This is a genomic window from Oscillibacter sp. CU971, assembly GCF_905219725.1.
In the GTDB taxonomy this organism is placed as follows: Bacteria; Bacillota; Clostridia; order Oscillospirales; family Oscillospiraceae; genus Oscillibacter.
This window is the reverse complement of sequence record NZ_CAJMXG010000078.1, coordinates 1-12,619: the sequence shown is the minus strand read 5'-3', so window position 1 is coordinate 12,619 and position 12,619 is coordinate 1. Positions and strand designations below refer to the sequence as shown.

Here is a 12,619-nt window from a genome sequence, read left to right as displayed (position 1 = left end):
GAGACGGGGTCGTCGGGGGCGTGGACGAGGACGCTTGGCATGGGAGCGCCTCCTTTCTTTTGTGGGGCTTACGGCTGCGATTGCTGTGAAACACAGAAACCGCCACCCTGCACGGTGACGGTTTCTATTGATTAGAAACTAGCTGCCTCAATGGGCCGCCCGCTTGCCGCGGCGCCTGGCTACATTATAGCCCAGGGCTCCCCCCGCTGTCAAGCCCCGGGGCTGTTTCAGCGCCCGCCGTTTTTGCGGCGGGCGTTTCGTTTTCCCTTGACAGTCCCGGCCCTATCGCCTATGATAGGCTCTGTTGAAAACAAATGAGAAGGAGCCCTTTCATGGAACTGCAAGCCATTTATCAAACNCTGGGCGTCAGTCCCGAGGTCNTCGCTTACGGGGANGCGGCGCTGGAACGCCTCCGGGACCGCTTCGCGGACATCGACCGCACCGCCGAGTACAACCAGGCCAAGGTCCTCCGCGCCATGCAGCAAAACCGGGTCAACGCCACCCACTTCGCCGCCACCACCGGCTATGGCTATGACGACGAGGGCCGGGACAATCTGGAACGGGTCTACGCCGCCGTCTTTCACACGGAGGCCGCCCTGGTCCGGCCTCAGATTACCTGCGGCACCCACGCCCTCGCCGTGGCCCTGTCCGCCAACCTTCTGCCGGGGGACGAGCTCCTCTCCCCCGTGGGGGCCCCCTACGACACGCTGGAGGAGGTCATCGGCATCCGGCCCTCCAAGTGCTCCTTGCGGGAANACGGCGTCACCTACCGGCAGGCCGATCTGCTGCCGGGGGGCGGCTTTGACTATGAAGCCATCCGCTCCCGCATCAACGAGCGGACCAAGCTTATCACCATCCAGCGCTCCAAGGGCTACGCCACCCGGCCCAGCTTCTCCGTGGCCGGGATTGGGGAGCTCATCGCCTTTTGCAAATCCGTCAAGCCGGACGTGAAGGTCATGGTGGACAACTGCTACGGCGAGTTTGTGGAGACGCGGGAGCCCTCGGACCTGGGGGCCGANATGGTGGTGGGAAGCCTCATCAAAAACCCCGGCGGGGGTCTGGCCCCCATCGGCGGGTACATCTGCGGCACAAAGGAATGCGTGGAGCGCTGCGCCTACCGCCTCTCCGCCCCGGGCCTGGGGCAGGAGGTGGGGGCCAACCTGGGGCTGATGCCCGCCTTTTACCAGGGCCTCTTCCTGGCNCCCACGGTGACGGCGGGGGCGCTGAAGGGGGCGGTCTTCGCCGCGAACCTCTATGAGGGCCTGGGCTTTCCCTGCGTGCCCAATGCCGGGNAGGAGCNCCACGACATCATCCAGGCCGTCACCCTGGGAAGCCNNGAGGCCATGCTGGCCTTCNGCCGGGGGATTCAGGCCGCCGCGCCGGTGGACAGCTACGTCACCCCGGAGCCCTGGGCCATGCCGGGCTATGACAGCGAGGTGGTCATGGCCGCCGGGGCCTTCGTCCAGGGCAGCTCCATCGAGCTCTCCGCCGACGGGCCCATCCGCCCGCCCTACGCCGTGTACTTCCAGGGGGGGCTCACCTGGCAGCACGCGAAGCTTGGCATCCTGATGAGCCTTCAGAAGCTGGCGGAGGCGGGACTGGCGAAGCTGCCGGAGTGAGGAGGACGGTATCATGAGACTGCAAAGCGCGATTTTCGATATGGACGGGACACTGCTGGACTCCATGGGCATGTGGCGNACCCTGGGAAGCACCCTGGCGCAAAACCACGGGGCGGTTCCCCCGCCGGGTCTGGATCTCCGGGTGGCCTCCCTGGGCCTTTGGGAGGGCACGGCTTACTGCAAGGAGGCCTGCGGCCTTNCGGGCACGGTGGAGGAGCTGGTGCAGGAGATTTGGGGGCAGATTGAGGCGTTCTACCGCCATGACGTGCGCCCCAAGCCGGGGCTGGTCCGCTTCCTCTCCATTTTGAAGATGGAGGGGGTTTGGATGTACGTGGCCACCGCCACGGACCGCCCCCTGGCGGAGGCGGCGCTGAAAACCGCGGGCATTGACGGCTTCTTTCGGGGGATGATCACCAGCCGGGAGGCGGGCCAGACCAAGCGGGAGGGGCCGGAGATTTACGAGCGGGCCCTGCGCCGCCTCCGGTCCAACAAGAAGGATACCGTGGTGTTTGAAGACGCCCTCCACGCCCTGCGGACCGCCAAGGCGGCGGGCTTCCGCACGGCGGCGGTGTACGACGAGTCAGAGCCGGAGCAGGAGGAGCTGCGCCGCCTGGCGGATTATTATATTGAGAGCTTTGAGGAAATGACGCTGGCGGAGTGAGGGCCGCCGGTGCGCCTCTCGTCAAAAAGCGCCCGCGAGCCCAGCCGNTCGGTTCGCCGGTGAACGCGAAGAAATTCCCCGCCCGGCGGAGCTTTCCNCCGGGATGATAGAAAAATGGCTTCTGTCATTTCTGNCAGAAGCCATTTTTTTGGGAAACTTAGTCGGGATAGGCGGTGTAGNAGTCGTAGCTTCCATTAGAGAAATTTGTTACAGCTCTAGGCCAATCAATACCGTAACCATTTCCGCCATTACTTGCGCTTGCNACGTATACACGTACGTTTGTTTCGTATCCGTCAACAGGACCGACGCAGATGGAGACGTGTGTTAAATAGCCGTTATTATCAATGCGAATCATCAGGTCTCCAGGGCGAAGATTGCTTGTAGTTGTCTTTTTCCAGGTGACACCGGTCTGACCGAAGATTTCGTCAGCGACAAATGCTGCCCAGCCACCGCAGCCGATGGTTGTGCTACATTTATCGCCGCGTGTACCAGTATACTGTCTGACAATTTTGTTAATACAGTTGGTGTTAGGGTTTCTGCCAGAGTTCAGTCCAGCATAGCCGTTGACGAAGCTGGTTCCGGCAGGATACCGGGACTTCAGCTGGTTCAGAATCTCGGTGATGTTGGCTTCCGTAATGGGCTTGCCGTTGGTCAGAGTGCCAGCAGCGGGAGTGCTGGGCGTTTCGGGAGTTGTGGGAGCGCTGGGGGTCTCAGGCTCAGGGTCTGCGGGGGTTTCCGNCGCGGGGGCTTCGACAGGAACGGCCTGTGTCATGCGGTAGATGACCACCGCCGCCTGACCGCGGTTCATCGTGACTTCACCGCCGAAGGTCCCGTCGGAGTAGCCGCCGATGATGCCCAGGGCGTACACGTTGGCAACCGCGTCACGGTACTGGCTGGGAATGCTGGAATAGTCGGTAATCTGAGAGACGGCGGCGGCTTTTTCGGCCTCTCCGGCGGCAAAGCCCTTCTTGGTCATGATATTCGTCATGAGCTGGGCCATGTCATACCGGGAAATGCCTTGGTTCATTTCCTGGCTGTTCTTGAAGATGGTCTCGAAGCTGGTGTTTCGAAGGATGCCGTTCNCAAACAGAGCCATGCTGTTGGGAACAAAGGTTCCGTACTTGAGATAGGTTTCCGTGTTGTACTCGGCAAGGTCGTCCGCGAAAAACGCTCTGGAGAGCATGACGACGAAGTTATTGCGGGTGACCGTCTTGCTGGGCTGGAAGGTCCCGTCGGAATAGCCGCCGGCGATGCCGTTTTCGGCACAGTATAAAATTCCGCCATAAAAGGCGTGGCCGGCANGAACATCCGAAAACTCCGCCGCCCCCGCCGGGACGCAGAGGCCCAGGCACAGCGCCAGAGCCAAAACCAAGGAACATAGTCGTTTCATCAGTACCGCTCTCCTCATATCATATTTGCTGCTGCTCAGCGGTCCGGCNCGTGGGGGCGGGGTTCTCCCGTCCCCCCCCGGGTTTGCGCGGGGCCGCCGAGACAAACAAAAGCGGTGCGAGATATAAAATCCCACACCGCATATCAGACACAAACCCCAAACCCGGCNTTGTAAATTCNNGAAAAGTCCGGTATAATGAGGCTGGCGCAGTTATACTGTTGTGTGGGAGGTAGTCGCTCCCGCATAGGGGCGTTAGGGATTGCCGTCCCTTTCGCCNTGCCTTTGTTTATCCCATGCTTCCATTATAATCCCGCAAGCCGCAAAAAGCAAGGCATTATAAGGAAAAAGCAAAGAGAAAACCCTGTAACCGTTGCGGCTACAGGGTTTTTGATGGCGGAGAAGNAGGGATTCGAACCCTCGAGACCCTTTAGGGGCCTACATGATTTCCAATCATGCGCCCTCGACCAACTAGGCGACTTCTCCATCGCTGCCGGTTGTTCCGCCGAGATGATCCCGGCGTTCTTTCAACAACCAGTGCAGAACAGTAGTTATTATACCAGAGGATTTCCCAAAGTCAAGCCCTTTTTCAATTTTTCTTAAGCGGGTTCTTTTCCGGCCCGGAAAAGAAAGTCTCCTCCTCCCTTCTTGACAAGGTAATCGTTTACCGATATAATATGAACCGCGCGAAACTCCGGGAGTCCCGCCCTCCGGCGGGAGCCCGAAAAAATATGAAAAGGAAAGGATTGGACGACTATGATCTATTCCACCGAAGTGCAGAACATGTGCCCCGTCGCCAAGGGCGCGTACCACGGTCCCGCCCCCATTCCCGAGGAGGGCAAATGGGTCCAGGCCAAGGAGATCAAAGACATCTCCGGCCTCACCCACGGCGTGGGCTGGTGCGCCCCCCAGCAGGGCGCGTGCAAGCTGACCCTCAACGTCAAGGACGGCGTGATTGAGGAGGCGCTGGTGGAGACGCTGGGCTGCTCCGGCATGACCCNCTCCGCCGCCATGGCCTCTGAAATTCTTATCGGCAAGACCCTGCTGGAGGCCCTGAACACCGACCTGGTGTGCGACGCCATCAACACCGCCATGCGGGAGCTGTTCCTCCAGATCGTCTACGGCCGCACCCAGACCGCGTTTTCCGAGNGCGGCCNGCTCATCGGCGCGNCCCTGGAGGACCTGGGCAAGGGCCTTCGGTCCCAGGTGGGCACCATGTTCGGCACCAAGGCCAAGGGCCCCCGGTATCNCGAAATGGCNGAGGGCTACGTCNCNCGCATCGCCCTGAACAAAGACGATGAAATCATCGGCTATGAATTCGTGAACCTGGGCAAAATGATGGACGCCATCAAAAAGGGAACCGACGCCAACCAGGCTCTGGAAGGCGCCAAGGGCCACTACGGCCAGTTCGACGGGGCCGCCAAGTATATTGACCCCCGTCACGAGTAAGACAAGGAGGAATTGAGAAATGGCTCTGTTTGAAAGCTACGAGAGAAGAATCGACAAGATCAATTCCGTCCTGTCTCAGTACGGAATCAAGAGCGTGGAGGAGTGCCGGGACATCTGCNAGGCCGCCGGCTTNNACCCCTACGAGATNGTCAAGGGCATCCAGCCCATCTGCTTTGAAAACGCCTGCTGGGCCTACTGCGTGGGCGCGGCCATCGCGCTGAAAAAGAACGTGGGCACCGCCGCCGAGGCCGCCGAGGCCATCGGCGAGGGCCTCCAGGCCTTCTGCATCCCCGGCTCCGTGGCCGACGACCGCAAGGTCGGCCTGGGCCACGGCAACCTTGGCGCCATGCTGCTGCGGGACGAGACGAAGTGCTTCGCCTTCCTGGCGGGCCACGAGTCCTTCGCCGCCGCCGAGGGCGCCATCGGCATCGTCCGCAACGCCAACAAGGCCCGGAAAGAGCCCCTGCGGGTTATCCTCAACGGCCTGGGCAAGGACGCCGCCCAGATCATCAGCCGGATCAACGGCTTCACCTATGTCCAGACCCAGTTTGACTACGGCACCGGCGAGGTGAAGGTGGTCAAGGAGTTCAAATACTCCGAGGGCGAGCGGGCCAATGTCCGCTGCTACGGCGCGGACGACGTCCGGGAGGGCGTGGCCATCATGCACCTGGAGGGCGTGGACGTGTCCATCACCGTCAACTCNACCAACCCCACCCGGTTCCAGCACCCCGTGGCGGGCACCTATAAGAAGGNGTGCTACGAANAGGGGAAGAAGTACTTCTCCGTGGCCTCCGGCGGCGGCACGGGCCGGACCCTGCACCCCGACAACATGGCCGCGGGCCCCGCTTCCTACGGCATGACCGACACCATGGGCCGGATGCACTCCGACGCCCAGTTCGCCGGTTCCAGCTCCGTCCCCGCCNACGTGGAGATGATGGGCTTCCTGGGCATGGGCAACAACCCCATGGTGGGCGCGACGGTGGCCGTGGCGGTTGCCGTGTCTGAGAGCAAGAAGTAAGCAGGACCTTCGCCGGTCCATGAAACGAAAAACAGGAGCCGCGTTCCCCGGCGGAAGAGCGCCGGGACGTGGTTCCTGTTTTTTGCGCTGCGGCTATGCCTATGACCCTGCTGTGGGCGACCCCGACAACAGCGCAGCCCCCGGCACCCCCTGGGACCAGGTCCCCGAGAGTTGGGTCTGCCCCGTCTGCGGGATGGGCAAGGACGTGTTCGAGAAGGAATAAGGATAAGATAAGGGCGGAGCTTTGGCTCCGCCCTTGCGTGCGTTCCCAGTGGAAATTTGTTNAACCCAGGTAGGGACCAAATACACACAGACGATTCACATAATCGTATAGCGGCGTGTCCGTATACTCGGAAGCCTCCAAAAGCAGGCAGGCGGCTTCATAAGCGTCGATAGCCGAATCCAGGTCCATGCCATAGTCATAACCGGCAAAATTATTTTCTATACTGGCGCTGGTGTATTCCGCCTGGGCCCAGCATTGGTCGCCGGCTTGAATATACTGAATAATCTCCTGAAACAGATCGTCGGGTATCTGGGAATTTGTGCCATATGTATACTGCAGCTCCGGTGCGTTGAGGTGGGTGTATCGTTTTTCATACGCCTCTATCTCAAGGGGCAGTTCGTCCGCTTCCTCGGGAAGGGGCTCTCCATAGACCGGAAACTCCTCATAACTGCTGTCGTGCAACTCCTCAGCCGTGTCCTGGGCCACGCTGTCTCCGGCCTTCGGTTCGGAAAAGCGTATGGAATTGGTGACGGTTTCACAGAGGGTAAAAAAGTCCTCCCGGTCCGTATCCTCGGGCGCGGTGACTATCAAAACGATTCGGAAGATACCGCCATCGTCCACAAAGCCGCCATAGTTTTTATATCTGTAGCCCAGCTCCGTAATGAGCGCCCCAAAGGAATCGTCTGCCGCGGTATAGGAAAAGCCATAGCTCTCAGGAGTGGAAAAGCTGTCCAGCAAATTAAAGGTCTGATACATCCCGCNCCAGCTGATGATTTCGTCAGCCAGGTCCAGCCTTTCAAAATCTTCATACAGAATCGAGGGGTCCTTTCCCGCCAAAACAAGGAGTTCCTCAGCCCTACTCAGAGAGGAAATTCGAGAACACATCAGCACTAAGCCCTTATCCCCGCCGTCTATAGAATAATTGATTTCATCCTCCGCAACCACTTTGGATTCTCCCTCCGTGCCAAAGGCTGTGGGGCAGTCAAACGCAATGCCAAAAACGGGAACTTCATGGGTTTGGCACTCAATGGTATCTTTCCCGCCCTCCTCCGGCGCGGACTCGGATACAGCAAAGTCTGCGGAGGCGGCAGAGTCCTCGGGAAGAGGGTTAGACTGCTTGGCCTCCTTGGAGCAGGCGGACAAGGAGAGCGCCAGGAAAACGCAGAGCGCTATGGACCGTATTTTTTCAGGTGTTTCACCGCTAAACCTCCTCTNCTCCGCAGGGGCGGTACTCCGAGGTCAGCACCCGCTCCACCACCGGGGCGTCCGGCTTTTCCACCCGGAGGAGAATCTGCTNCCCGGCGACGCGGCCCAATTCCTCCACCGGCTGGACGATGCGGTCCACCTGGTCATAGTAAAATTCATAGGCCCGGGTGTCGTAGTCCACAAAGCTCACCAGCTCCAGGNCTTCCCGGGGGCGGATTCCNNTCCCCCNGAGGTAGGCGATGGTGACGGAGGCCATCAGGCCCTGGCAGACCAGGATGGCGTCACAGCCCCGCTCCAGCAGCCGCTCCAGGCAGGGCGGGGCGCTGTCCTCCATGGAGTCGCCGTAGAGGATGAGGTCCTCGTCCTGGGGGAGGCCGCAGTCTGGCNTGGCGGTCCGGCAGGCGGCAATCCGCTCCTGGGTGGTGGAGAGCCTGCGCAGCCCGCCGATGACCCCAATCCGCCGCTTCCCCTGCGCCGCCAGGCGGCAGACGCTGCGGTAGATGGGCTGGAAGTTGGAGACGGAAACGGAGGAGTACTTCTGGCTTTCAAAGGTCCGGTCCACCAGCACCACCGGGAACCCGGCGGGAATCAGGCCGTCCAGCCGNGCGAAATCGTCCATGGTGCTGGCGACNAAAAGCCCGTCTACCAGCCCGGCCGTGAGGAGGCGCAGGTTCGTCTCCTCCCGGTCCATGCTCTCCTTGGTGTTGGCGATGATGAGGTGATAGCCCTGGGCGGAGAGGTAATTTTCCGCCGACTCGATGATGGTGCCGAAAAATTTGTTGGAAATATCGGGGACGATGAAGCCGATAGTCTTCTTTTTCCCCGTGCGGAAGCTCCGGGCGGAGGCGTCTGGGGTGTAGCCCAGCTGCCGGATGGCCTGATAGACCTTCTCCTTGGTTTCCCCGGAGACATAGCGGGTGGAGTTGATGGTGTGGGAAACGGTGGCGGTGGAGACCCCCGCCAGCCGGGCCACGTCGCTGATGGTGGCTTTCATTGNTCGAATCCTTTACGTAACAAAAAATCGCTTTTGCGCAAGCGGTTACCTTGTAGTATAAGACAGCTCCTGATTCCCGTCAAGCGTTTTTGACGGTTTTTGACAGGAAAATTTTTCCCTTGCAAAGACCGCCGCCCTGTGCTATACTCTCCTGCGGCAGGGGCCATCACCCTGCCCGCCCCGTCGCAGGACGAACCAAAAAAATGGAGGAATTGAACATGATGAAAACCCGCGTCCATACCCGGAGGCTGGCCCTGGCCGGCCTTGTGGCCGCTATTTACGCGGCGGCCACCCTGATCCTGCCCATCCCGCAGTACATGGGCGTCCAGTTCCGCGTGGCGGAGGCCCTGACGGTGCTGCCCTTCCTGTTTCCGGAGGCCATCCCCGGCCTGGCGGTGGGCTGCTTCCTGGCGAACCTGCTGGGCTCTCCCATCATGCTGGACTGGATCTTCGGCACGCTGGCGACGCTGCTGGCCGCCCTTTGGAGCCGGAGGATGCCCAACGTGTACTTAGCCGCCCTGCCGCCGGTTGTCTGCAACGCGGTCATCGTGGGGGCGGAAATCGCCTGGTTCGTGGTGCAGGACGGCGGAGCTTTCTGGCCCGCCTATGGGCTGAACGCCCTCACCGTGGGATTGGGGGAGCTGGCGGCGTGCTATCTTCTGGGCGTGCCCCTGGCAAAGCTGCTGGGAAAGACCCTGGCGGCACAGGGCACGCTGGAGGCCCGTTGAGATGAGAGAAAAGGGACCGCTTTTGCGGTCCCTTTCCTTATGCCCAGCAGAAGGCTTCCCTCCCGGCCCCGATTTCAAAGTGGTACTTCCCGATGCCAAGATCCACGCCGGAGAACGCGCCGCCGCAGGTTATNGNGACCTTCCGCCCCTCTCCCCGGACGGTGAATGCCTGCCGGTTCAGCGCCGTGGGCGCCAGCAAAAGGGCCTCCACCCCCTTGACGAACCACTCCGGATCCGGGCCGGCATAGGAGGCAACCTCCTCCGGCCGCTTGGACCTGTGGGGCACGCCCTGCGTCCGGCCATAGCCCAGGGCGATGAGGCCCAGGATTTTCCCGGCCCCGGGGGCGGCGTTCCGCTCCACGCCCTTCCGGCTGTATGTCCCCCCGACCCACCAGGAGTTGAGCCCCAGGGTCTGGGCGAAAAGCATCATATCCGCCCCGCAGTACCCAACCGCCTCGTCCAGGCCGGGCCTGTCCGGACCCGCCAGGATGAGGTAGTTGCGGACCCCCTTGGCCAAAAAGAGCTTCAGGGCGGGGCCGAAGGCCTCCGTATTCTCCGTCACCAGGCTCATGGCCAGTCCGCGGCGTTCGTTGCTGCCCCGCATCCGCTCGTCCAGCCGGGCGAGAAGGTCTTGGGGAATTGTTTCCTGCGTGTACCGCCGGACCGTGTGGCGGGTCCGCATGGCCTCTTCCAGGGTCATNAAAGCGCCTCCGTTTCGGGTCGATTGAGATGGTTCATGTTATAGCCGGCGCAGTTAAAAAGNATCCNATGGATTCTNTTCAACTGCNTTGATTATACCACGCCCTCCGGCGGGCTTGGTGNATTTTTTAAAAATNCCCAGAATTCTGAGACNAGGCCCCTCCNCCCGTCGTACAATCAGTGAGAGTACTCCCATCCCGACAAATCGAGGACNACATATGAACAAGGCCTGCTTTAACGACGCCGCCCGGCGCTATCAGAATATGGTCTACCGGACCGCCCTCCACGCCCTGGGAAGCCCCCAGGACGCGGAGGACGCCGTCCAGGAGGTCTTCCTGCGCCTGTTTCAGTACAGGGGAACCTTTGAAAGCGAGGAGCACCTGCGGCGCTGGCTGCTGCGGGTGACGGTGAACTATGGCCGGGATCTGCTGAAAAGCCCCTGGCGGAAGCGCCGGGTCTCCTGGGAGGAGACGCCGGAAATTCCGGTTTTCGACCGGCCCGGGCAGGCGGCGCTGTACCGGGAGNTGATGGCCCTGCCGGAGAAATACCNGACGGTGCTGAACCTCTTCTACTATGAAGAGCTCAGCGTCCGGGAGATCGGGACGCTGCTGGGGGTGGAGGCCTCCACGGTNACCACCCGGCTGGCCCGGGCCCGGAAGCGGCTGAGAGAACGTTTGGGGGAGGACTGGCAGGATGAGTAACCGGGAATTTTACCAGGAGACCTTCTCCCAGGTCCGGGGAACCGGAGAAATCCGATGGGAGGATTATGAGATGAGAAGACGGGGAAAGAGCCTGAAATGGTTTGTGACGCTGGCAGCGTCCGTCGCCCTGCTGGCGGCGTTGTCCGCCCTGGCGGTGGCGGCCAACTTCTTCGGCCTGCGGGACGCGCTGCTGCCGGAGAAGGGCAGCGTAAACGTGGTGGACGAGAACGGGATCGTGGTCCCCGGCGAGAAGGAGCTCAAGGATTTCGTCAGTCTCTCCGGCTGGGCGGACACCCCGGAGAGCAGGGCCCTGGCGGAGTGGCAGGGGTTTTTGGAGGGCTATGACCAGGACGGGGCCATTATCAGCGAGATTGGAAACAGCCCCACGGGCTTTGAGGAGCGCTATGGACACTATCTGGTCTACACCCAGGAGATGGCCGACAAGCTGGAGGAGATCGTCGCGAAGTATGAGCTGAAGCTCCACGAGTGGATGGAGGTGGTNCTGCCNGAGACCTGGCCGCAAGCCGTGGGAGTCTTCTTCCGGGAGAACGTCGTCCCCTACTCCGGCTATATCTACGAAAACGGCACCTTCCGCTTCGACGGCGGCGCGGAGCTGGGGGCCGGGGAGCTGAAGGGCTACGGACCCATCGAGTATCAGTTCAGCCGCTCCGTCAAGGGGACCTTTGACGACGTGGCGCTGAACATCGGGGACCTCGGCGGCTTTGAGGAGTGGGGATACCGGGCGGCGGACGGGACGTCCGTCACCCTGGGCCTGGGGGAGCGGAACCGCTCCTTGATTCTGGCGGACCTGGGGGACAGCTTCGTGCTGGTGAACGTGCTGACCGGCCGGGAGGGGGACGACACCTTCTCCTCCGGNCCCATTGGCCGGGAGGAGCTGGAGGAGCTGGCGGACAGTTTCTTCTATTCCGCCCTNACGCCGGTGAGGGAGCCGGACCGGGCCGCCCTCCTGGACGCCANCGCCCGGTATCTGGAGGACCTGGAGAACCAGCCCGTTGAGACCCTGCCCTCGGCGTCCGAGGACCCGCTGTATACCCGGACGGGAATCCGAAGCGACGTGGCCCGGGACTTTGTTCTCCTGCTGGCGGAGCGCATCGAGGATGGACGGCGGGAGGAAATCGCGGACCTTCTGGTCTACCCCGCCCAGGTGGAGACGTCCGGCGGANTTGATACGGTAAGCTCCCCGGAGGAATTTCTGCGGTACTATGATGAAACCGTGGGGCAAAGCGCCCTGTCCCTGGCGGCGGACATGGCCTGGGAGCCCGCCCCCTCAGAGGTGTTCNGCGACGGCANCGGCCNGGTCTCGGCGGCTAACGGCNCGGTGTGGTTCGGGCTGGTGGAGGACGGCGTGATTCGGATTTTCACCCTCCAGACGGATCAGTGGAGCATCCGGGCGGGAAACGGAACCATCACCCAGGACAATGGGGATGCTCCCTATGAAGCCCTCTCCCTGGACGAGGGGCGGGAATTTCTCCTGCATCTGGCGGACCTCATTGACCGGGGAGAACGGGAGGAAATCGCGAACCTTCTGACCTACCCCGCCCAGGTGAAGGCCCCCGGCGGCGAGTGGACGGCAAATACGCCGGAGGAATTCCTGGAGTGCTACGGCGAGACCTTTGGAACCGGCGGAAGCACGCTGGCGGCGGACCTCCGGGCGGACCCGGAGCCGGTTTTGGACGGCGGCGGCGGGCTGGCTTCGGCCCTCGGCGAGACGGTGTGGTTTGGCCGGATGGATGGGAGGCTTCAGCTTTTCTCCCTCGAGTCGGATGTGTGGCTGTGGAGTATCCGCTATATGGGCGAGAAGCCATAAGGACAAAAGAAGGGCCGGGAACATCCGTTCCCGGCTCAGCCTGTCGAAAAGAGGCCTGTCTGTCTTCATTACCAGACAGGCCACAAAGTTAATGAGGGATAAAAAG

Annotated in this window: 10 protein-coding genes and 1 tRNA gene; 7 read left to right on the top strand and 4 right to left on the bottom strand. The window is 61.6% G+C overall.

Features of this window, described 5'->3' with window-relative positions:
* Positions 1 to 332: 332 nt before the first annotated feature.
* Together JX325_RS07365 and JX325_RS07360 are read left to right on the top strand one after the other, a co-directional pair.
* Positions 333 to 1,619: a methionine gamma-lyase family protein gene (locus JX325_RS07365; RefSeq protein ID WP_204790504.1), complete on the top strand. Its 1,287-nt coding sequence runs from the start codon at positions 333 to 335 to the stop codon at positions 1,617 to 1,619.
* Between the two features lie 13 nt (positions 1,620 to 1,632).
* Entirely contained in the window at positions 1,633 to 2,280 is a 648-nt protein-coding gene (locus JX325_RS07360) for an HAD family phosphatase (protein ID WP_204790503.1), read from the top strand.
* A gap of 157 nt (positions 2,281 to 2,437) precedes the next feature.
* Here the strand turns inward: JX325_RS07360 and JX325_RS07355 are convergent, their stop codons facing one another.
* Together JX325_RS07355 and JX325_RS07350 are read right to left on the bottom strand one after the other, a co-directional pair.
* Complete coding sequence (locus tag JX325_RS07355) at positions 2,438 to 3,670, bottom strand: S-layer homology domain-containing protein (protein WP_204790502.1); 1,233 nt, start codon at positions 3,668 to 3,670, stop codon at positions 2,438 to 2,440.
* Positions 3,671 to 4,061: 391 nt separating this feature from the next.
* Positions 4,062 to 4,153: transfer RNA gene (locus JX325_RS07350), tRNA-Ser, on the bottom strand.
* A 270-nt stretch (positions 4,154 to 4,423) separates the two neighbouring features.
* On the opposite strand from JX325_RS07350, the gene JX325_RS07345 reads away from it, so the two are divergent.
* The 3 genes from JX325_RS07345 to JX325_RS07335 all read left to right on the top strand — a co-directional run bounded on the left by JX325_RS07345 (position 4,424) and on the right by JX325_RS07335 (position 6,357).
* On the top strand, positions 4,424 to 5,116 hold the full coding sequence (locus JX325_RS07345) for an iron-sulfur cluster assembly scaffold protein (RefSeq protein WP_204790501.1): 693 nt from the start codon (positions 4,424 to 4,426) through the stop codon (positions 5,114 to 5,116).
* 19 nt (positions 5,117 to 5,135) lie between these two features.
* The gene (locus JX325_RS07340) at positions 5,136 to 6,134 is read left to right on the top strand and encodes a GGGtGRT protein (RefSeq protein WP_204790500.1); all 999 of its coding nucleotides are present in this window, start codon (positions 5,136 to 5,138) and stop codon (positions 6,132 to 6,134) included.
* A gap of 82 nt (positions 6,135 to 6,216) precedes the next feature.
* Positions 6,217 to 6,357, top strand: coding sequence for a rubredoxin (locus JX325_RS07335; protein ID WP_243413974.1), 141 nt, complete (start codon positions 6,217 to 6,219; stop codon positions 6,355 to 6,357).
* 1,201 nt (positions 6,358 to 7,558) lie between these two features.
* On the opposite strand, the gene JX325_RS07330 is transcribed toward JX325_RS07335, so the two are convergent.
* A complete protein-coding gene (locus JX325_RS07330) occupies positions 7,559 to 8,557 on the bottom strand; it encodes a LacI family DNA-binding transcriptional regulator (protein WP_204790498.1) in 999 nt (332 codons plus the stop codon).
* 218 nt (positions 8,558 to 8,775) lie between these two features.
* Here JX325_RS07330 and JX325_RS07325 point away from each other — a divergent pair, with 218 nt between their 5' ends.
* Positions 8,776 to 9,285 carry a QueT transporter family protein gene (locus tag JX325_RS07325; RefSeq protein ID WP_204790497.1) on the top strand — a complete coding sequence of 170 codons (510 nt, stop codon included), beginning with the start codon at positions 8,776 to 8,778 and terminating at the stop codon, positions 9,283 to 9,285.
* 37 nt (positions 9,286 to 9,322) lie between these two features.
* On the opposite strand, the gene JX325_RS07320 is transcribed toward JX325_RS07325, so the two are convergent.
* Positions 9,323 to 9,985: a nitroreductase family protein gene (locus tag JX325_RS07320; protein WP_204790496.1), complete on the bottom strand. Its 663-nt coding sequence runs from the start codon at positions 9,983 to 9,985 to the stop codon at positions 9,323 to 9,325.
* 217 nt (positions 9,986 to 10,202) lie between these two features.
* On the opposite strand from JX325_RS07320, the gene JX325_RS07315 reads away from it, so the two are divergent.
* The gene (locus JX325_RS07315; RefSeq protein ID WP_204790495.1) at positions 10,203 to 10,685 is read left to right on the top strand and encodes an RNA polymerase sigma factor; all 483 of its coding nucleotides are present in this window, start codon (positions 10,203 to 10,205) and stop codon (positions 10,683 to 10,685) included.
* The last annotated feature ends 1,934 nt before the right edge of the window (positions 10,686 to 12,619 follow it).